Annotated in this window: 18 protein-coding genes, 1 tRNA gene and 1 pseudogene; 5 read left to right on the forward strand and 15 right to left on the reverse strand. The window is 45.2% G+C overall.

Annotation, left to right across the window (positions count from 1 at the left end; translation table 11 throughout):
- Positions 1-6: 6 nt before the first annotated feature.
- From truA to ACTNEW_RS05425, 10 genes are all read right to left on the reverse strand, one after another.
- Positions 7-747, reverse strand: coding sequence for a tRNA pseudouridine(38-40) synthase TruA (gene truA, locus ACTNEW_RS05380; protein ID WP_441058756.1), 741 nt, complete (start codon positions 745-747; stop codon positions 7-9).
- A 151-nt stretch (positions 748-898) separates the two neighbouring features.
- Positions 899-1,702: an energy-coupling factor transporter transmembrane component T family protein gene (locus ACTNEW_RS05385; protein WP_441058758.1), complete on the reverse strand. Its 804-nt coding sequence runs from the start codon at positions 1,700-1,702 to the stop codon at positions 899-901.
- The gene (locus ACTNEW_RS05390) at positions 1,695-2,594 is read right to left on the reverse strand and encodes an energy-coupling factor transporter ATPase (protein WP_441058760.1); all 900 of its coding nucleotides are present in this window, start codon (positions 2,592-2,594) and stop codon (positions 1,695-1,697) included. The genes ACTNEW_RS05385 and ACTNEW_RS05390 overlap by 8 nt, the downstream gene beginning before the upstream one ends.
- Positions 2,585-3,430, reverse strand: a complete 846-nt coding sequence (locus ACTNEW_RS05395; RefSeq protein WP_441058762.1) for an energy-coupling factor transporter ATPase — start codon at positions 3,428-3,430, stop codon at positions 2,585-2,587. The genes ACTNEW_RS05390 and ACTNEW_RS05395 overlap by 10 nt, the downstream gene beginning before the upstream one ends.
- 21 nt (positions 3,431-3,451) lie before the next feature.
- Entirely contained in the window at positions 3,452-4,063 is a 612-nt protein-coding gene (gene yihA / locus ACTNEW_RS05400) for a ribosome biogenesis GTP-binding protein YihA/YsxC (protein ID WP_441058764.1), read from the reverse strand.
- 99 nt (positions 4,064-4,162) lie between these two features.
- Entirely contained in the window at positions 4,163-6,481 is a 2,319-nt protein-coding gene (gene lon, locus ACTNEW_RS05405) for an endopeptidase La (RefSeq protein ID WP_441058766.1), read from the reverse strand.
- A gap of 18 nt (positions 6,482-6,499) precedes the next feature.
- The gene (clpX, locus tag ACTNEW_RS05410; protein WP_441058768.1) at positions 6,500-7,810 is read right to left on the reverse strand and encodes an ATP-dependent Clp protease ATP-binding subunit ClpX; all 1,311 of its coding nucleotides are present in this window, start codon (positions 7,808-7,810) and stop codon (positions 6,500-6,502) included.
- 159 nt (positions 7,811-7,969) lie between these two features.
- Positions 7,970-8,551, reverse strand: coding sequence for an ATP-dependent Clp endopeptidase proteolytic subunit ClpP (gene clpP, locus ACTNEW_RS05415; RefSeq protein ID WP_441058770.1), 582 nt, complete (start codon positions 8,549-8,551; stop codon positions 7,970-7,972).
- Between the two features lie 71 nt (positions 8,552-8,622).
- Positions 8,623-9,909 (reverse strand): trigger factor, encoded by a 1,287-nt coding sequence (gene tig, locus ACTNEW_RS05420; protein ID WP_441058772.1) that lies wholly within the window; start codon positions 9,907-9,909, stop codon positions 8,623-8,625.
- Between the two features lie 213 nt (positions 9,910-10,122).
- Entirely contained in the window at positions 10,123-10,674 is a 552-nt protein-coding gene (locus ACTNEW_RS05425; protein WP_441058774.1) for a DJ-1 family glyoxalase III, read from the reverse strand.
- Between the two features lie 251 nt (positions 10,675-10,925).
- On the opposite strand from ACTNEW_RS05425, the gene ACTNEW_RS05430 reads away from it, so the two are divergent.
- Positions 10,926-11,390 carry a CYTH domain-containing protein gene (locus ACTNEW_RS05430; RefSeq protein WP_441058776.1) on the forward strand — a complete coding sequence of 155 codons (465 nt, stop codon included), beginning with the start codon at positions 10,926-10,928 and terminating at the stop codon, positions 11,388-11,390.
- 9 nt (positions 11,391-11,399) lie between these two features.
- On the opposite strand, the gene ACTNEW_RS05435 is transcribed toward ACTNEW_RS05430, so the two are convergent.
- From ACTNEW_RS05435 to ACTNEW_RS05455, 5 genes and pseudogenes are all read right to left on the reverse strand, one after another.
- The gene (locus ACTNEW_RS05435) at positions 11,400-11,663 is read right to left on the reverse strand and encodes a hypothetical protein (protein WP_441058778.1); all 264 of its coding nucleotides are present in this window, start codon (positions 11,661-11,663) and stop codon (positions 11,400-11,402) included.
- Between the two features lie 111 nt (positions 11,664-11,774).
- Positions 11,775-12,569, reverse strand: a complete 795-nt coding sequence (gene proC, locus ACTNEW_RS05440) for a pyrroline-5-carboxylate reductase (RefSeq protein WP_441058780.1) — start codon at positions 12,567-12,569, stop codon at positions 11,775-11,777.
- 151 nt (positions 12,570-12,720) lie between these two features.
- Positions 12,721-12,789, reverse strand: a pseudogene (locus ACTNEW_RS05445) (DUF6783 domain-containing protein); the annotation flags it as partial.
- A gap of 77 nt (positions 12,790-12,866) precedes the next feature.
- Positions 12,867-13,415 (reverse strand): Uma2 family endonuclease, encoded by a 549-nt coding sequence (locus ACTNEW_RS05450; protein ID WP_441058782.1) that lies wholly within the window; start codon positions 13,413-13,415, stop codon positions 12,867-12,869.
- Between the two features lie 326 nt (positions 13,416-13,741).
- Positions 13,742-13,812, reverse strand: a tRNA-Gly gene (locus ACTNEW_RS05455).
- Positions 13,813-14,140: 328 nt separating this feature from the next.
- Between ACTNEW_RS05455 and ACTNEW_RS05460 the strand changes: the two genes are divergently transcribed.
- From ACTNEW_RS05460 to ACTNEW_RS05475, 4 genes are all read left to right on the forward strand, one after another.
- Positions 14,141-15,616, forward strand: a complete 1,476-nt coding sequence (locus ACTNEW_RS05460; protein WP_441059064.1) for a trimethylamine methyltransferase family protein — start codon at positions 14,141-14,143, stop codon at positions 15,614-15,616.
- 14 nt (positions 15,617-15,630) lie between these two features.
- Entirely contained in the window at positions 15,631-15,864 is a 234-nt protein-coding gene (locus tag ACTNEW_RS05465; protein WP_441058784.1) for a hypothetical protein, read from the forward strand.
- Positions 15,858-17,459, forward strand: a complete 1,602-nt coding sequence (locus ACTNEW_RS05470; RefSeq protein WP_441058786.1) for a sodium:solute symporter family protein — start codon at positions 15,858-15,860, stop codon at positions 17,457-17,459. The genes ACTNEW_RS05465 and ACTNEW_RS05470 overlap by 7 nt, the downstream gene beginning before the upstream one ends.
- Positions 17,460-17,832: 373 nt before the next feature.
- Complete coding sequence (locus tag ACTNEW_RS05475; RefSeq protein ID WP_441058788.1) at positions 17,833-20,238, forward strand: TIM-barrel domain-containing protein; 2,406 nt, start codon at positions 17,833-17,835, stop codon at positions 20,236-20,238.
- Positions 20,239-20,247: the final 9 nt, after the last annotated feature.

The raw sequence follows: 20,247 nt of genomic DNA on the forward strand, positions 1-20,247 counted from the left end.
AGCTCGTCAATCAAAAAATTCAATTCCCATCAGAGTCAGGCCATGCGCAGGAGCAGTAGGTCCTGCAGCTTCCCTGTCGCATGCCTCCAGAATATCTTTTACACGTTCCGGAGGGTACTGACCGTTTCCCACTTCAATCAGAGTTCCGGCAATGATCCGGACCATATTATACAGAAATCCTTCTCCGGAAACACGAATCGTGACCATATCACCATCTCTCCATACATCGATTCCGGTAATGGTCCGGACAGTCGTCTTCACCTGTGCTTTTGCGCCGCAGAAGCTTGCAAAATCATGTCTGCCGATCAGATAGGACGTCGCTTCGCGCATCTTATCCACATCTAATTTATAATGATAAAAATAGGAATACAGCCGTTCTGTAGGCACCGGGAATTTCCGGTTCAGAATCCGGTATTCGTAAGTTTTTTCACTGTCACAGTAGCGGGGGTGAAAATCCGGTTCCACTTCCTCCGAAAGCTGGATACGGATATCCTCCGGCAGCCTCTGATTCAGGGCATAGGAAATCTTTTCCCCCGGAATTCTGGTATTGGTGTCAAACACCGCCACATTTCCCATGGCATGAACACCGGCATCCGTTCTGCTGGCTCCGATGGTCTCAATTTCTTCTCCGAGAAGCTCCGACAAAGTTTCATTTAAAACCCCCTGAATCGTCACTCCATTTGGCTGTGTCTGCCATCCGCAGTAATTCGTGCCGTCATAGGCCACCACAAGTCCGATTCGCTTCATAATAATCCTCCTGAAAAAAAGCTGCAGAATCCCGTATTGCTTCCCAACCATATGAAATGATGATCGAAGAAAAATTTACATACGACATTCTGCAGCTCCACATATTTCTATCTTTCAAAAACAATACCTGTTTTTTCCTGTTCAATGCCTTCTAAATTCCAGCCACACGAAAAGCAATCGCCACAGCCAGATATGCAGCCAGAATTCCATACGCAGCCCGATCCCGTGCTGCATACTTCAGCGGTTTCATCTGGGTGCGGTCTTCTCCGCCATGATAGCATCTGGCTTCCATAGCCATTGCCAGGTCATTGGCACGCCGAAAAGCAGAAATAAACAGCGGTACCAGAAGAGGCACCATATTTTTTGCTTTCTGGATCAGATTTCCATTCTCAAAATCAGCTCCTCTGGCAATCTGTGCTTTCATAATCTTATCGGTTTCTTCCAGAAGAATCGGAATAAAACGAAGAGCAATCGACATCATCATGGAAATCTCATGTACCGGTACATGGATTTTATTCAGCGGACGAAGGGCTTTTTCCAGACCATCTGTCAGCTGATTCGGTGTAGTGGTCAACGTCATAATCGATGAGCCGATCACAAGATAGGTCAGTCGAATAGCCATTCTTACAGCCAGCTGAACACCCTCTCTGGTCACCTTCAGAAATCCCAATTTCCAGAGTACTTCTCCCGGTGTCAGGATCATATTAAATACCACTGTGATCATCAGAATCATTACAATTGCCTTCAGCCCTTTGAACATAAACTTCACAGGTACTTTGGACACAGCGATCATGGCAGCAAGAAAAAGTGTTGCCACCGCATATCCTGGCAGTGTGTGAAACAAAAACACAGAAATAATAAATACCATGGTGCCGGCAAGTTTCGTTCTGGGATCCAGTTTATGAAGGACAGAGTTTGCCGGATAGTACTGTCCCAGTGTAATATCTCTAAGCATTTTCCTGACCTCCCGTCACTTCTTCATGAAAAAGAGGAGAATGCATCTCCTTCAGTGCAGACAGGATGCTGCCTCTCGCCTCTTCCACCGTCGTAGCCTCTTCATCCACCGGAAGGCCATGTTCTTTCAGTGCATGCATAATATAAGTAATCTGAGGAGCTGCCAGTCCCATGAACTCCAGTTCCTGATAATGAGCAAACACCGCCTTGGGAGTATCATCAAATACCGCTTCTCCCTGATTCATTACAATCAGCCGTTCCACATATTTTGCAATATCCTCCATACTGTGAGATACCAGAATAATGGTGATTCCTCTCAGTTTATGAAGTTCTGCAATCTGATCCAGAATATCATCCCTGCCCTTCGGATCAAGACCTGCTGTCGGCTCATCCAGGATCAGGATCTTCGGATTCATGGCAAGAACGCCTGCAATGGCGACTCGTTTCTTCTGTCCTCCGGAAAGTTCAAACGGAGATTTTCCATAATTTTTTTCTTTAAATCCAACCTGCTGAAGTGCTTTTCTCGCTTCCACTTCTGCTTCTTCTCTGGTAAGCCCCTGATTCATAGGACCAAAGCATACATCTGACAGCACATCGCTCTCAAACAGCTGATGCTCCGGATACTGGAAAACCAGTCCCACCTCGCTGCGCAGCGCTTTGCGGTTGTATTTTTCTGCCCAGATATCTTCTCCATTGTAGAGAATCGTACCGGACGTTGGCTGAATCAGTGCATTCAGATGCTGGATCAGTGTTGATTTCCCACTGCCCGTATGACCAATGACTCCGATAAACTGTCCATCCGGAATCATCAGATTAATATCTTTCAGGGCATGAATCTCATAAGAGGTTCCCGGGCTGTACGTATAAGTTACATTCTTCAGTTCTATCGACATAAGGCACTCACCAATTCCTCTGTAGTCAGTATTCCTTCCGGAATATCCACACCGGATTTCCGGAGTTCATGGGCCAGCAGTGTTACCTGGGGTACGTCCAGGCGGTATTTTTTCAGTGTATCCACCTGCGAAAAGATTTCTTTTGGCGTTCCCTGCATCACAATTTTTCCTTCATCCATTACATAGACTTTGTCCGCGTGGATCACTTCCTCCATATAATGCGTAATCAGGATAACGGTTACATTTTCCTGCTGATTCAGTTCCCTGACTGCTTTCAGTACTTCCCTTCGTCCATTGGGATCCAGCATGGCAGTAGGTTCATCCAGAACAATGCATTTCGGACGCATAGCCATGACCCCTGCAATTGCCACTCGCTGTTTCTGTCCTCCGGACAGCTTATTCGGTGAATGATGACGATAGGCTGTCATTCCCACCTTCTGCAGACTTTCATCCACACGTTTCCAGATTTTTTCTGTAGGGACTCCCATATTTTCCGGTCCGAACCCCACATCTTCCTCCACCACTGTTCCAATAATCTGATTATCCGGGTTCTGAAAAACCATACCGGCTTTCTGGCGGAGTTTCCAGAGCTCCGGCTCCTCATCTGTTGCCGTTCCGTCTATCCACAGAGTTCCCTCTGAAGGCAAAAGCAGTGCATTCAGATGTTTTGCCAGAGTGGATTTTCCGGAGCCGTTGTGCCCCAGAATTGCCACGAATTCCCCGGCTTCAATGTCCAGGTTTACATCATCAACGGCTCTCTGCGTATCCTGCACATTGCCGTCTTCGTCGTACTTGAGATAGTCAAATCCCAGCTTGAATGCCTTGATAATTCCCATAGTTGTTTTTTCCTCGCGTTGTCAGGCTTCTTCGGTAGCTGCCGGTCCAAAGCCGGTCAACTCGTCGATCAGCGCCCAGATTTCTTCTCTTCCCTGCTTGGTTTCCGCAGAAAAAGGAATCACGACTGTGCCCGGGCGGAGCTTCAGCCCTTCTTTGATCAATTTCAGATTTTTCTGTATCTGGCTTCGCTTCAGCTTATCCAGCTTGGTGGCTATAATGATCGGTTCATAGCCCTGATGCACGATCCAGTCATACATCATTTTGTCATTGGCAGACGGCTCATGCCGGATGTCAATGAGCAGAAAAACCGCCTTCAGTGTCTTCGATGTATGAAGGTAGTTTTCGATCATCTTTCCCCATTTTTCCTTTTCGGACTGGGAAACTTTGGCGTATCCGTAGCCCGGAAGGTCCACCAGATACATACACTCATTCACATTGTAAAAATTGATTGTCTGTGTCTTCCCCGGCTGTGAACTGGTACGGGCCAGGGATTTACGATTCATCAGACCGTTGATCAGGGAGGATTTCCCCACATTGGATTTGCCGGCAAAAGCCACCTCCGGTCTTCCTGTATCCGGAAGCTTACTGGTAATACCGCACACAATATCTAACGAAACATTTTTGATAACCATATGATTCCTCTCTGTCTTTCGGATAAAATTCTGGCCATACAGCCATTACTGTTCACTCAGTTCTCAGCAGCACGCTTCGCGATGCACAGACATATCTGCTTATTTGCAAAGAGCTTCTTTCAGCACATCACTCATTGTGTCCACAAAGAAAATTTTCAGTCCGTCCACGATTTCTCCATCCATTTCCTGGATATCAGGCTTATTCTCTGCCGGAACAAGAACTTCTTTGATTTTTGCATATTTCGCTGCCAGAAGTTTCTCCTTGAGCCCACCGATCGGCAAAACCCTGCCTCTCAGCGTAATTTCTCCTGTCATCGCCACATCTGCACGGACTTCCCGTCCGATTACCGCAGAAAGCATGGCGGTTGCCATCGTAATACCCGCAGAAGGTCCATCCTTCGGAACCGCACCTTCCGGAATATGTACATGAATGTCATGTTCCTGGAAAAATTCCTGTGAGATTCCATAATCCTGCGCAACGGAACGGATATAGGTGATTCCGGCCTGTGCTGATTCCTTCATCACATCACCAAGCTGACCGGTCAGACGAAGTTCTCCCTTGCCCGGCATCACATTGACTTCGATCTGAAGGGTATCGCCTCCAACCTGTGTCCATGCAAGACCGCGGGCAATTCCCACCTCATCTTTTTTATTGGCCATGAGATAATTATAGCGTTCTTTTCCCAGATAATCCGGAAGATTTCTGGAAGTGACCGTTACCTTTTCTCTGCCGTTCTCCATAATCTCTCTGGCTGTTTTGCGGCAGATCTGACCAATCTTTCTTTCCAGGCTGCGGACTCCGGCCTCTTTTGTATAGTTATTGATGATTTTCCGGAGAGCAGTGCCCTGAATGGTAAGCTGACCTTTCTGAAGACCGTTGATCTCCATCTGCTTGGAAATCAGATGTTCTTTGGCAATGTGAACTTTTTCGTTTTCCGTGTATCCGGAAATTTCGATCACTTCCATACGGTCCAGCAACGGTCTCGGAATCCCCTGCATATCATTGGCTGTCGCAATAAACAGAACCTCTGACAGATCCTGTGCAATTTCTACATAATGATCCTTAAAACTGTTATTCTGTTCCGGATCAAGAACTTCCAGAAGTGCAGATGCCGTATCTCCTTTATGATCACTGCTGGTCTTGTCGATCTCATCCAGAAGCATCAGCGGATTGCTGACTCCTGCCTGTTTCAGAGCTTCGGTAATTCTGCCCGGCATTGCACCCACATAGGTTTTGCGGTGTCCGCGGATCTCGGCTTCATCCCTCACGCCGCCCAGACAGATACGGACATATTTTTTATGGAGAGCCTCTGCTACCGAACGTGCAATGGAGGTCTTTCCAGTACCCGGAGGGCCTACAAGACAAAGAATCGGACTTTTTCCTCCGGAAGTAAGTTTTCGTACGGAAAGAAACTCCATGATACGCTCTTTTACTTCCTTCATACCGTAATGTCCTTCTTCCAGAATCTTCCACGCTTCTTTCAAATCTGTAGAATCTTCTGTTTTTCTGTTCCACGGAAGTGCCAGAAGAGTCTCAATATAACCGCTCAGCACAGAAGTTTCCGCCATATTGCTGTTCATGCTTTTCAGCCGGTCGATCTCTTTGCTGATTTTTTCTTTTACTTCAGAAGAAGCATCCAGCTGCTTCAGCTGTCTCCGGTATTCCTCGATGGTTCCTGCCGTATTGTCTTCCCCGAGTTCCTCACGGATCAGTTTCATCTGCTCCCTCAGGATATATTCTCTCTGATTCTTGTCAATTCTTCCCTGAAGTTTTTTCTGAAGCTCCTTGCTGACTTTCATTACTTCAATCTCATTACTCAGAATGACGCCGAGAACCTCATACTGTTCTTCCAGAGAAATCGCTTCCAGAATTTTCTGTTTGTTCTGATAAGTCAGCGGTAAATTCACCGAAACCTGACTCATCAATTCGGTAATTTCATTTATTTTTAAAATCTGTGCTACCAGATCTTTGCTGATTTTGCCGCTCTCCAGGCAATACTGATGAAAAAGCTGGCGAATACTTCTGCACATTGCCTCTTTTTCTGACGGCAGAAGATGCTCTGTTCCCTCTTTTTCGAAAAGAGCCACTTCGCTTTTCAGGCAGGGGGTTTCCTGTACCAGCCCCATAATTTCCGCCCGTTCGATTCCTTCTACAAGAACACGCAGAAGATTCTTGGGCATTTTTACTACCTGCTTGATATACGCAATCGTTCCAATCTGATATAAATCCAGAAGACCGGGCATTTCCGTTTCCGGATCCTTCTGGGTAATCAGAAAAATTTTCTGATCATGCAGCATAGCCTCTTCGATTGCCTTGATGGAGCGTTCCCGGCTGACATCAAAATGTACGATCATATCCGGGAGAATCGTTGTTCCTCTCAGTGCAATCGTCGGCAGTACACAAATCGGATTTGTCATTTGTCTTCCATCCCTTCATCAGGCTGTTTCCGGTTTTCCTTTTTTGCGGGAACGGGTCGTTTTCCTGCCTGCAGACGGCGCAGGCGCCTCTCCGTGAACGATTTCCGCTTCACCGGTCCCCTCTACCACTTCTCTGGTAATGGTACATTTACGAATCGTGTTATCTGACGGAATTTTGTACATAAGATCCATCAGGGAAGTTTCCATGATGGCACGCAGACCTCTGGCTCCTGTCCTGCGTTCCAGGGATTTCTGTGCAACCAGCTCCAGTGCGTCCTCTTTGAAATCCAGTTCCACACCATCCAGCTCAAACAGCTTATGATACTGTTTGGTCAGAGAATTCTTCGGTTCTCTCAGAATACGGATCAGTGCTTTTTCATCCAGAGCGTCCAGAGAGACAACCACCGGTACACGTCCGATAAATTCCGGAATCAGACCAAATTTGATAAAGTCTTCCGGCATTACTTCTTTCAGCACTTCGCCGACATTACGTTCTTCCTTCACTGCCACTTCCGCGCCGAAACCGATGGATTTGGTATCCTTGCGCGCCTCAATAATCTTATCGATTCCTTCAAACGCACCGCCGCAGATAAACAGAATATTCGTCGTATCGATCTGAATAAATTCCTGATGCGGATGCTTTCTTCCGCCCTGAGGAGGAACATTGGCAACTGTACCTTCCAGAATCTTCAAAAGCGCCTGCTGCACACCTTCTCCGGAAACATCACGGGTAATGGATGCATTTTCGGATTTTCTTGTAATTTTATCAATTTCATCAATATAAATGATACCGTACTGGGCACGTTCAATATCATAATCTGCTGCCTGAATGATCTTCAGAAGAATATTTTCCACATCTTCACCGACATATCCGGCCTCTGTCAGAGTTGTCGCATCTGCAATGGCAAACGGCACATTCAGCATTCTGGCAAGTGTCTGTGCAAGAAGCGTTTTGCCGGAACCGGTCGGTCCAAGCATCAGAATATTACTTTTCTGAAGCTCCACATCCAGATTGCGGGAAGCTGTCACTCTTTTATAATGATTATAAACTGCTACGGATAATGCCTTTTTCGCCTCATCCTGTCCGATTACATAATCATCCAAAATCGCATGGATTTCCTCTGGTTTCAGCAAATTAATAGAGGAATTATCAAAAACCGGTTCCTGTTCATACATTCCGAATTCTTCTTCCAGAATCTCGGAACAAATCCCCACACATTCATCGCAGATAAAAGAACCATCCGGTCCCGCGATCAGTTTGCGAACCTGATCTTCTGTTTTATGACAAAAGGAGCATCTGACTTTTCCTTCTCTTATCTTTTCTGCCATGGATATTTATTTTCCTTTCTCCCAATCCCTTCAGGATTGATTATTTATATATTAGAAAAACCCTGCCCGGAGGTCTTATCTTGTATAACAGGAAACTGTCAGACACTTTCCTGTTATACAAGATAAGACTCCTGGCTTACAGGAGTCTTATCTTTGGCATTATTTATGCATGACAACACCGTCAATCAAACCGTAAGCTTTTGCTTCTTCTGCGGTCATGTAATTGTCCCGGTCGGTATCCCGTTCTACAACTTCGAATGGCTGACCGGTGTTCTCAGCCAGAATTTCATTCAGCGTTCTCTTGGTCTGGGCGATATGATCTGCTACGATCTGAATCTCAGTCGCCTGTCCCTGCGCACCGCCGGAAGGCTGATGAATCATAATTGTGGAATGCGGAAGTGCAAATCTCTTGCCCTTCGTTCCGCCCGCAAGGAGAAATGCTCCCATGCTGGCAGCCATTCCGAGACAAATGGTGGAAACATCACATTTGATATATTTCATTGTGTCGTAAATCGCCATACCTGCTGTTACAGATCCTCCCGGGCTGTTGATGTAAAGCTGGATATCCTTTCCCGGATCCTCAGCCTCCAGAAAAAGGAGCTGTGCCACAATAATGCTGGCGCTTACATCGTTCACCTCTTCACCAAGAAAAATGATTCTGTCCTTGAGAAGTCTGGAATAAATGTCGTAACTTCTTTCTCCCCTGCTCGTCTGTTCAATGACATAAGGTACCAAACTCATATACATGCCTCCATTCGCTGGCTTCATGCAGTGCTGCCGCATGCAGGGACAGCACTGTCATTAAAATTCAATTAAACTTCTTTTGCTTCCTCAGCAAGGAAAGTAACAGCTTTCTGTACTGCCATATCTTTCTTCATCTGAGTCATTTCTGCTTCTCCAAAGAGTCCTTTCAGCTTGTCAGCTTCCATTTTGTACATTTCAGCCATCTTGGAGATTTCTTCATCTACTTCTTCCTCTGTCGGCTGGATGTTCTCTACTTCTGCGATTTTCTCAAGAACAAGTCTTGTCTGGATTCTCTTAAGAGCCTGCGGCTTGCTGTCCTCGATCATCTTGTCCAGAGTCAGACCTGTATACTGGAAATACTGCTCCAGAGTCAGGCCCTGCTGCTGCATTCTTCTGCCGAAATCATCAACCATCTGACGCGCCTGAGTAAGAACCATAGCATCCGGAATATCCATCTGAGCGTTCTCTACAGCTTTTTCTACTGCTGCGTTTTCTTTTGCACTTGCAGCTTCTTTTTCTTTCTTCTCTGTCAGGTTCTTCTTAACGTCTTCTCTGTATTCTGCAAGAGTATCAAATTCAGATACATCCTGAGCAAAATCATCGTCCAGTTCTGGAAGTTCTTTGGTTTCTACTTTCTTCACATCACACTGGAATACAGCTTCTTTGCCTGCAAGTTCCTTTGCCTGATATTCTTCCGGGAAAGTAACTTTTACTTCTACGTGATCACCGGCTTTTGCGCCAACCAGCTGATCTTCAAATCCAGGAATGAAAGAACCGGAACCAAGGGTCAGAGGATAATCTGTGCCTTTGCCGCCTTCGAATGCAACATCATCAACAAATCCTTCAAAGTCGATTGTGGTGATATCACCATTCTCTGCTCCGCGGTCTTCTACAGTGATGGTTCTGGAGTTTTTCTCCTGTTCTTTTTTGATTTCTGCATCAATATCTTCATCTGTAACAGCAACTTCTGCCTTCGGAACTTCTACACCTTTGTATTCGCCAAGGGTTACTTCAGGTTTTACTGCTACTTCTGCTGTGAAGATGAATGCTTTGCCAGGCTCAGCCTGTGTAACATCGATCTCCGGCTGGGAAACGATCTCAAGATCACATTCTTCCAGAGCTTTGCTGTAGTGTTCCGGAATCAGCGCATTTGCTGCATCTTCCAGAAAGATTCCCTTGCCATACATCTGCTCGATCATTTTTCTTGGAGCTTTTCCTTTACGGAATCCTGGAATGGAAATTCTTCCTTTCGCTTTCTGGTATGCTTTGTCCATTGCCTTATCCAGATCTTCAGCAGAAACTTCGATCGTCAGTTTCGCCATGTTCTTTTCCAGTTTTTCCACCTGTAAACTCATGTTTCGTATTCCTCCTTAAAATATCAGGTTATTTCTTCTATATTTATAAATATTGGTATATCTTTGCCTGTTTCGTTCCTGTCAGGCATACATCTCTCTCCTGAAAGAGATATAATTACAGTCATTATGGTAGTATAGCACAATCATTTCAAAAAAGCCAGCGTTTTTTCACTGGAAAAGCCGTATTTTTACTACGGGCGATTGCATCAGCCATCAGCGCACATAAATAACAGATGCCGCAATTTCTTCCGCTTTTTCTTCTCCGCACAGCTGAACGATCAGGGAAAGTGCAAAATCAATGGCAGTTCCCAGTCCCCGGCTGGTCGTTACATTTCCATCCACAGCCACAGCCTCTTCTGTGGTCACGGCTCCGGTAAGCTTCTCCATAAAAGATGGATAGGAAGTTGCCTTTCTGCCTTCCAGGAATCCAAGCTGGGCAAATACACTCGGTGCTGCACAGATGGCTGCAACCTTTCCGCCTTTGTGATAAAAATCTGTCAGAAGATCTGTCAGCGGCCGATATGCTCCCAGATATTTCGTTCCGGGCATTCCTCCGGGAAGTACCAGCATATCCGCATCTGAAAAATCTGTTTCTGTAAAAATCCGGTCTGTCAGCATGGAAATCCCATGGGATGTCTGCACTTCTCTGGTGTCTTTGATGGAAACTGTCTGAATATCAATTCCGGCACGGCGCATCAGGTCCACAACCGTCAGTCCTTCAATATCTTCAAATCCATCTGCAAGAAAAATATATACTTTGCTCATTTTATCCTCCTGTCAGTGTTCATCAGGCGCTGTATTCTTCATACGCAGCGACCAGCAGCCGTCACTTTTTGAATAATTATAACATTACACTTTCTTTTTTACAACAAAATAGATATACTGACTTTGTACATAAAAATAGATATGCTGACTTTTTTCACACAAAAATATATACTGACTTTGTACACAAAAATATATACTGACTTTGTACACAAAACAGGAAATATGAAAGATGATATGAAAAGGAGAAAATTATGGAAATCGAACGAAAATTCCTGATTCAAAAAGAAAACCTGCCTGACCTGTCTGCATATTCCTTTCACCAGATCGAACAGGGATATCTCTGCACCGAACCGGTGGTACGCATCCGGCGTCAGGATGACGAATATTATCTCACCTATAAATCCAAAGGTCTTCTTGCAAGAGAAGAATATAATCTGCCTCTTACAAAAGACGCCTACGAACATCTCTGCCCCAAAGCAGACGGTATTGTCATTTCCAAAACCCGTTATCTCATTCCCGAGAAAAATGATCTCACCATCGAACTGGATGTATTTCACGGTGTCTATGAAGGCCTTCTTCTTGCGGAAGTGGAGTTTTCTTCCGAAGAAGCTGCACAAAACTATATACCTCCGGCATGGTTCGGCGAAGATGTCACCTACTCCACCAGATACCATAACAGTAATATGAGCAAAGGGGTGATTCCCCCGGTTGAATAAACCGGGATATCACCCCTTCGGATTCTTTTTCTTTTTGGAACAGATATGACTTTTAAACTGTTTTTTTCTTTCTTTTCCAAAACATCTATGTTTTTTTCGTCTGCGATATTTATGAACAGGATCCCATGTGCCCTCAAACAATCGTTTTTCCAGCCGCTTACTGTAACAAACCGGAAATATCCCCAGAATCCTACCCAGAATACGCAGGATTTTTCTGTCACTCTTATCCAGGCGCATGGACATTTCCAGCATTTTCTGTATGATCAAAACCAATTGCCCGCCCTCCTTGCGCTTCCAGTCTGAAACCAGTTTAGCACATTCTGTTCTTTCACACAATTTAATTTTCTTTTTTTCTACCGGATTTTCTTTTCTTTTTAAGCCGGATTATAATCGTTTTCCTTTTTCCGCACAGGCGATCAGCGCTTCAAAAACAGCACTTCTCATGCCTTCTCTTTCCAGAGTGCGAACCCCTTCGATGGTGGTTCCTGCCGGAGAAGTCACCATATCCTTCAGTTCTCCCGGATGCATGCCTGTTTCCAGTACCATTCTGGCACTTCCCAGAACTGCCTGTGCAGCAAAAGAATATGCCTGCTTTCTCGGCATCCCCAAAGCCACCGCAGCATCTGCCATTGCTTCCATAAACATAAAAGCAAAGGCAGGGGAACAGCCGCTGACAGCTCCGACAGCATCCATCAGACGTTCCGGAACAAATTCTGTTCGGCCAAAGCTCTCTGTAATCTCCCGAATCTGTTCTTTCTCCTCTTCTGTCACCCGGTCATTCACACAGGCACCAGTCATTCCCTCTCCCACCTGTGCAGGAGTATTCGGCATGAGGCGAACAATTTTCAACGGTTTTCCACATTTTTCTTCCAGCCACTCCAGTGTTTTTCCCGGTGCAATGCCGACGATCATATGCTCAGTGGTCAAATCATCCCTGATCTCTGTCAGCACTTCTTCATAAAACTGAGGTTTCACGGCAAGTACAATGATACCGGCTTTTCTTACAACCTCACGATTGTCGAGCGTTGTCTCAACTCCAAGTTTCTCTCTGCTCCGTCTGGAACCTTCCTCTGTCAGATTCGAAACAATGATTTCTTCCTTTTTGAAAATTCCTTTTTTCAAAATACCGCCGATCATGGCAGACCCCATATTTCCGCATCCGATAAATCCTATTTTCACAATAATCATCCTCTCTTTTTATACAGCAGTTCCGTCTCACAACTGCGCTGCAGCTCAGTTTTTGAAACAAAATACTATAATAGTTTCTTTTTATAATGTAAGGCATCCGACTTGATAATGCAATGGAAAAATAATTGATGGTTTTATAAAATTACTTTTTTACGTTACATATACCAGAGTGTGTTTGAAAAACGCTTTCCGACAGATGTGTGTCACAATTTGTGGAAAAGCAATTTTCAAACGCGCTCTAATCAAAACAATCTCAATCCCAAGAATATCTGAGGGGTTGAGATTGTTTTAATCAATATTTTCAAAGATTTCCCGCAGCTGAACAGATACCGAAGGCATCGCTTTCAAAGTAATAACTGTTTCAGCATTGTAGTGTTCGTCTGTAGTATCATCTTCTAAAATATAAGAAGCAACGAGGGTGTAGCCTCCATTTTCTAAATAGTAAATTTCAATAGAACGTTCCTGCGGAGAAATAATCCAGTATTCATCCACACCTATCTGAGCATATTTATCTTTTTTTACTGTCCTATCCTTCAAAGCAGTAGCAGGGCTTAATGTTTCTACAATCAGCCGCGGAACCCCATGATAACCATTCTTCTTAATCTGTTTACGATCACAGATCAGCATAACATCTGGTATCACATATTCATCTTCTGATAAATATAAATCAAGATTTTCCATTGAAACAGCGCATATACTATTCTTTAATTGATTTCTCAGACTAAAATAAATATTACCATTAATCTGCCCATGAAAATAACTGCCAGAAGGTGACATATTATAGATGATACCATTTATTTTTTCGGTTTTCACATAATCGTCCTTTAATAGTGGCATATGATACCTCCCTGAACATTTTTTTTATTATAGCATGGAATGATTGAAAAGAGAATGAATATTTTACATCATATGCAGCAGAGACTTTGGGGATATATAAGTCAGAGATCCAGTTAACATGTAAAAAAAGAATTATTCATTCAATAATGATGAAATATTATCGCAAAAACAGGAAAATACTTAAAAAGAACTTACAGATTCTAAATTCAATTCCAGAATTGCAGACGAAAGGTAAAGTAAATCAAATTTATGCAAGTTGATTGGTTGGGTGATTGGTTTTACTATACCGAAGTCCCGAACCCCCAGTAAAATCAAGGGTTTCAGAGAGCAGATAACGGGAATCGAACCCGCCTCCCCAGCTTGGGAAGCTGGTGTTCTACCGATGAACTATATCTGCATGTTCTCAGTATAACACTTTATGCAGAAAAATCAAGACGTTAAAACTTAAGTTCTCGCAAGTAAAACTAAGTTCCCATAATTAGATATTAAAAACTTTCGGTTCCACAATTTGATCCTCGCACCAGGCAAACAGTTTGTCCTCCATAACACCGGGCAAACTTTTTCTTCTATTGACAATTTTACATATCCGGTTATAATTATCAAGACAAGTGTCTTGACACATAAGCAAAATTGAAACAGCACGGTAGATCTGCAGTTAAATATTTTTGTAGAAAAATACTGCTGTTATTACAGGCAAGACACAGCCGTACACAAAATCAAAGCGCATCTTTCAAACACTCTCTAATACACAGGAGGTTGAAATGAACGGAAGAATTAAATATAATGTCATGTCCCCTGAGGAACTGACACTTTTTACAAATCGCATGGAGCGTCTTTTATCTGAGAGGGGCATTCAAATGGATCATCCCCGGATGAAAGAAGAACTGGCTCAGGCAGGCTGCCTGGTAAATGGTGACAACATTCGTTTCCCAAAAGAATTGATTGAGAAAGCTATTTCTACCGTCCCCCGGGAATTCACACTTTACGCACCGGACGAAGCATACGATTTACAATTTCCTCATCCGGAAGGGAAGTTCTACACCAGAACCTGCACCGGGGCACCCAATTATCTGCCTGTAGAAGGCCCCAAACATTATATTACGTTAAATGATACAACAGAATGGTTTCATCTGGTCAACGAAATGGAGAATGTAAGCTATGTGGCACTCCCTTCCTCCTGTGACGAAAGTGTTCCCGGAGAAGCAATTGATGTGTTCACACTGGAAAAAGCTTTGCAGATTTCCAAAAAACATATCTGGATCCAGCCTTACGAAGCCAAAAACACAAAGTATCTGATCGATATGTGCGCTGCTGCTGTTGGTGGACCGGACAAGCTCCGCCAGCGTCCCATCTGCAGCTTCATCTCCTGCAGTGTACCCGTTTCGAAATTCAAATATATGGATGCAGAAATATTATATGAATGTGCAAAAGCAGGGATTCCTGTACAGCCCTGTGCCCTGCCCACCGCCGGTGCCAACACACCGGTGACTGCCCAGGGAACTGCTCTGGCGGCCTGTACCGATGTACTGGCTCAGATCGTCATGCTGCAGCTTCTGCGCCCGGGACTTCCTGTGATCGCCACACCATTGCTGTTTTCTATGGATATGCAGACCACATATACCCTGCAGTCCAATACAGAGATCACCTTCGCTCGCCTGATCTGTATGCAGGCCTTCGAACAGGGCTATGGAATCCCCGGCCATTCTTACGGAACCGGAACTGACAGTATGACTCTGGATGGACAGAATATGATCGAGCGCACTTCCCTTACCCACATGATGGCCATGTCGGATGCCAGTGTTCTGGGAGGAGCCGGTCAGATGGAAACTGCCAAAACCATCAATCCGCTGGCACTGATCATCGACAATGAGATTTTTGGCATTGCTCAGCGTCTCCGTTCCGGTCTTGCCGTTAATGATGAAACTCTGGATTTCGAAGAACTTCTGGAAGGTGACGATGAAGATGGATACATGATGAGCGACCATACCCTGGATCATTTCCGGGATGCTCACCGGCCAAAGCTGTTTTACAAGGGATTTTTAAGAGGAGTCAACGATGAGGAAAAAACGATTCTGGACCGTGCCCGTGAGACTTATGATGCCATTATGGAAAAACCCATCCCTCATATGATGGATGATAAAACCGAAAAAAAAGTTCACGAAATCGTCCTTCAGGCTGCCGCAGATCTTTCGGCAAAATAGAGAAAGGGGCTTTTATGAAATTAACAAAAACCGAAAAGATATGGCTTGCCGTAGTGATTATTTTCTACGTATGCTATAATCTGCCCTTTGTACCAGCCTATCATCATCCAAAGGCAACCCTCATCCATGCAGCGATGACACTGGTTCCTCTCTGGATTGCTATTTACGTTGGACTGATAAAGGTTTGCAGAATATATAAGCTCCGGGAGCCGAAAGAACAGCAGAAACAGGAGGATGAAGCATGTTAACAACCAGGACTGTATGGATCACTTTCATCGTTTATCTGGCTTTCCTCCTGTCTGTAGCTATCATAGAAAATGCACGTTTCAGGCAGAAAAATGCCCGGGGGTTTGCCACTGCAGGAGGCAGCATAAAATGGCCCATTCTGGTGATGACCTATATTGCTTCCCTTATGAGCACCTGGGTGTTTTTCGCCGGCCCCGGAGCTTATTACAGAGGAGGCATCGGTTACTGGGCCTCGGAGCTGAGCTATATTTGCCTTTTCCCGTTAATCATGCATTTTGTCATGAATAAAGTATGGGTAATAAACAGTACACGAAAATACACAACCCCTGCCGACTTTTATTACGATCGTTTTAAAAGCCCTCTGCTGCGTGTCATCCTGGCACTGATTTTTCTTTCCGCATCCTTTCCCTACGTAGCCAGCGTGCTGATCTCCATCTCCAAAGCGGCAGAAATCGCCACCGGAGGTGCGATTGCCTATCAGCAGGTGGTAATCATCGTCGGCGTCGTCATTATTGCATATGTCATGATCGGGGGACTGAAATCTATTGCCCTGACAGACACAATTCAGGGCCTTGCGTATATCTCCATTTTATGGATCATCGTGTTTGCCTGCCTGTTTACTGCATTTGGAGGCTCCCTTGGAAATGCCCTGTATGCCATCTGGAAAAACACGAACGAGTGGTTTTCTTATCCCGGACCTGACGAGTGGGTTCCCTACAGTGCCCGCTTCGGATATCCATTTAGCTGTGCCATCGGATGGACGGTAATGCTTCCCCATGTATTTGTCCGTTCCGGTTATTCCGGTTCAGATCTGAATACCCAGCGGAAACTGATGTTTCTGACCCCTATCCTTCAGGCATTTGTATGGACAGGAACTATGCTGATCGGTCTGGTCAGCATTGCCCTGCTGCCGGGACTTGGCACCTCGGATACAGAATACATCATTCCCTATCTGATTCAGAATGTCATCCGGTATATCCATCCCACCCTAGCCGTTGTCCTTATGATCGGCTTTTTTATCGGCTCTGTGGCGGTGGGAATCTCCACGGCAGATTCCTTCCTTCTGGTGACCGGTTCCATCATTTCCGAAGATCTGCTGCGGCATACGTTTGGGCTGAAACTGAGCGAAAAAAAGCAGCTGCTCTCTGTACGAATCGTTATCCTCATTGTGGGACTGGTCAGCATCCTGTTTGCGCTCCACCCGCCTGAACTGATTTTTACTCTGATTATGTTTGCCATAGCCATCGTAATGCCCCTGTTTCCAATCCTTGTGTTAGGCATTTACTGGAAGCGTGCAACCCGGCAGGCAGCTGTAATATCTGCCATTGCGGGAACTGTCCTGGTACTTCTGACTTATTTTGTCTGGAATCTTGGCGGAAACTGGTATGGTGCTTTCGGCTTTGCAGGTTCCCTGATCTGTATGATTGTTGTAAGTCTCCTGACCCACCAGGATCCGGAAGATTCCCGTGAATTTTATGAAGCCTTATCCAGAGGAGAAGAATCCTGTTATGATATGATACAAGGGTCAAAAGGTCATGTATTTCATGCTTGCATGAAAAAACATGACTTTGGGGCCCGCAAAAGCATGAGAAAGTAGCCCGAATAGGGCGGATTTCGAATGTTTTTAGGGCGCTGAACGTACGGTGGACGTTTGTTTAGCGCCGACCGGAGCGAAGCGCAGATTTTCGGGAGCACAAAGTGCGGAGAAATCCGTGTATCAGAGGGGGCAAAATACCTTTTGAACCCATCATCATGATATTCAGGCATGTAAATAAACACATATACTGCCGGACAGGTGAATTGCCACCGTTCCGGCAGTATTTTTATGTAACCGGATTGTCTTTCAAACAGACTATTGCATTAACAATTCCGGAAATACAATCACAGGGTTGACACTGTTTCAATTATCCATTATCATGAAAAAAGACAGATTATGAGGCTATACTACAAAAAACTGGAGGAAAACAAACATGGGAATGAACTCATATCAATTAGAAACACATCCTGTCTGCAGACCGGAATCCGCAGTGCAGGGAGAACATTACCGCATTACTGTTCTGACACCATCCCTGTTTCGTCTGGAATACAGCAGCAGCGGTGTTTTTGAGGACCGGCCTACGCAGGCTGTCCTGAACCGTGATTTTTCTGTACCTGCCTTTCACGTTAAGGAGACACGGGAAGAGCTTTCCATTTATACAGAGTTTCTTGAGCTTCATTACAACAGGCAGCCTTTTGATGCAAACGGTCTGTCTATCCGTGTCAAAGGAGGAACCGGATGGGAATGGAGCTGGAATTACGGGAAATCACCGCGAAATCTGAATGGAACTGCCCGTACACTTGACGAAACAAATGGAGAAATTCCGCTTGAGCCGGGGCTGATGTCAAGAGACGGTTATTCTCTTATTGATGACAGCCATTCCATGGTTCTTACCGATGACGGCTGGGTAACACCCTGCAGGAAGAGCGATATCGACCTGTATTTTTTTGGTTATGGACACCGGTACCTGGAGTGTCTGAAAGATTTTTATTATCTGTGCGGGAAGACTCCTCTTCTGCCGCGATATGTATTCGGCAACTGGTGGAGCAGATATCACCGCTACACAGAAGCAGAATATAAAGAATTGATAGAACGGTTTGAAACAGAACAGATCCCGTTTTCCATTGCTGTTGTAGATATGGACTGGCATCTTGTGGATGATGTGGATCCAAAATACGGCGGCGGCTGGACCGGCTATACATGGAATAAAAATTTCTTTCCTGACCCGAAAGCTTTTATGGCATGGCTCCATGAGCATGGTCTGAAAATCACACTCAACGTCCATCCTGCTGATGGTGTCCGGGCGTTTGAGGAACCCTATGAAAGAGTTGCAAAAGCCATGGGTATGGATCCTTCCGAAGAACTTCCGGTACAATTCGACCCATCTGACCCCAAATTTATGGAGGTTTATCTGAAAGAACTGCATCATCCTCTGGAAGAAGAAGGAGTGGATTTCTGGTGGATTGACTGGCAGCAGGGCACTGTAACAAAGATTCCGGGACTTGATCCCCTGTGGATGCTGAATCATTATCATTATCTGGACAGTGCATGGAAAGGGACACGTCCGCTTACCTTTTCCCGTTATGCCGGTGTCGGAAGTCACCGGTATCCTGTGGGATTTTCCGGTGATACGGTTATCAGCTGGGAAAGCCTGCAGTTCCAGCCATATTTTACAAGCACTGCCAGCAACATCGGTTATGGCTGGTGGAGTCATGATATCGGCGGACATATGCGAGGAGTACGGGATGAGGAACTGATGGCACGCTGGACACAGCTTGGAGTATTCTCACCGATCAATCGGCTTCACAGCACGGACAACCCTTTTAATGGAAAAGAGCCGTGGAATTTTGACAGAATTACAGAACATGTAATGAAAAAATATCTTCGTCTGCGCCACTCCATGGTCCCATACCTGTATACGATGAACCGACGGGCAAGCCATGACGACATCCCGCTGATACTGCCAATGTACTATCTGGAACCGGAACAGCCGGAAACATATGAGATAAAAAATGAATATTATTTCGGTTCTGAACTGCTTGTTTCTCCGATTACCAGACCTCAGGATCCGACTGCGCGGGCAGGAAGTGCAGATACCTGGCTTCCGGAAGGCTTATGGGCTGATTTCTTCTCCGGTCTAGTTTACCGCGGCGGAAGAATGATGGAGCTGTGGCGTGACCTGGAAAACATGCCTGTTCTGATGAAAGCAGGAGCAATCATTCCGCTGAAAGATCTGTCTGTCTATGATAACAGTACAGATATTCCTTCTCAGATGGAAGTACGGATTTTCCCTGCCGCAGATGGAAAGTTTACATTATGGGAAGATGAAGGGGATACCCCTGCAGATGCAGATGAAAACTGGGCATGGACAGAACTGACAATGAACTGCACTGCCGCAGAGTCCTCTTCTGGCAGGTGCAGTACATACTTCCGGGTTTGCCCGGCCTGCGGAAACCTTTCTGTCCTCCCTCAGAAACGCAGCTGGAAACTGGTATTTACCGGTGTGTCAGATGTACCTGTAAAAGTGACTGTAAACGGAACAGAATCAGAAGTTCCTGTCTCTTTCTGCAGAGAAACAGCAAGTCTCATAGTAAAATTGCCGGAAACAGCTGTCTCAGAAGAAATCTGTGTGTATTTTCCGGAAGGTATCACCCTCTCAGACGGAAACCGTACAGAGCGCTGTTTTGAGCTGTTGAAAAAAGCACAGATCGAATATGATAAGAAGCTGCAGATTATCACAACAATAAAAAAACAGGGCAGAGATGCAGTGGCAACTCTTGCAGCTATGCACCTGAATCCGGCTGTGTTTGGAGAACTGTGCGAGATACTGATGGCTTAGTGGCAGAAC

Source organism: Blautia sp. HCP3S3_G3 (assembly GCF_052063365.1).
Classification (GTDB): Bacteria; Bacillota; Clostridia; order Lachnospirales; family Lachnospiraceae; genus Blautia_A.

What these genes read in the sequence shown, in the direction of transcription:
- truA (WP_441058756.1), bottom strand. Translation starts at nt 747, where the DNA reads ATGAAGCGAATCGGACTTGTGGTGGCCTATGACGGCACGAATTACTGC.
- ACTNEW_RS05385 (WP_441058758.1), bottom strand. Translation starts at nt 1,702, where the DNA reads ATGCTTAGAGATATTACACTGGGACAGTACTATCCGGCAAACTCTGTC.
- ACTNEW_RS05390 (WP_441058760.1), bottom strand. Translation starts at nt 2,594, where the DNA reads ATGTCGATAGAACTGAAGAATGTAACTTATACGTACAGCCCGGGAACC.
- ACTNEW_RS05395 (WP_441058762.1), bottom strand. Translation starts at nt 3,430, where the DNA reads ATGGGAATTATCAAGGCATTCAAGCTGGGATTTGACTATCTCAAGTAC.
- yihA (WP_441058764.1), bottom strand. Translation starts at nt 4,063, where the DNA reads ATGGTTATCAAAAATGTTTCGTTAGATATTGTGTGCGGTATTACCAGT.
- lon (WP_441058766.1), bottom strand. Translation starts at nt 6,481, where the DNA reads ATGACAAATCCGATTTGTGTACTGCCGACGATTGCACTGAGAGGAACA.
- clpX (WP_441058768.1), bottom strand. Translation starts at nt 7,810, where the DNA reads ATGGCAGAAAAGATAAGAGAAGGAAAAGTCAGATGCTCCTTTTGTCAT.
- clpP (WP_441058770.1), bottom strand. Translation starts at nt 8,551, where the DNA reads ATGAGTTTGGTACCTTATGTCATTGAACAGACGAGCAGGGGAGAAAGA.
- tig (WP_441058772.1), bottom strand. Translation starts at nt 9,909, where the DNA reads ATGAGTTTACAGGTGGAAAAACTGGAAAAGAACATGGCGAAACTGACG.
- ACTNEW_RS05425 (WP_441058774.1), bottom strand. Translation starts at nt 10,674, where the DNA reads ATGAGCAAAGTATATATTTTTCTTGCAGATGGATTTGAAGATATTGAA.
- ACTNEW_RS05430 (WP_441058776.1), top strand. Translation starts at nt 10,926, where the DNA reads ATGGAAATCGAACGAAAATTCCTGATTCAAAAAGAAAACCTGCCTGAC.
- ACTNEW_RS05450 (WP_441058782.1), bottom strand. Translation starts at nt 13,415, where the DNA reads ATGCCACTATTAAAGGACGATTATGTGAAAACCGAAAAAATAAATGGT.
- ACTNEW_RS05465 (WP_441058784.1), top strand. Translation starts at nt 15,631, where the DNA reads ATGAAATTAACAAAAACCGAAAAGATATGGCTTGCCGTAGTGATTATT.
- ACTNEW_RS05470 (WP_441058786.1), top strand. Translation starts at nt 15,858, where the DNA reads ATGTTAACAACCAGGACTGTATGGATCACTTTCATCGTTTATCTGGCT.
- ACTNEW_RS05475 (WP_441058788.1), top strand. Translation starts at nt 17,833, where the DNA reads ATGGGAATGAACTCATATCAATTAGAAACACATCCTGTCTGCAGACCG.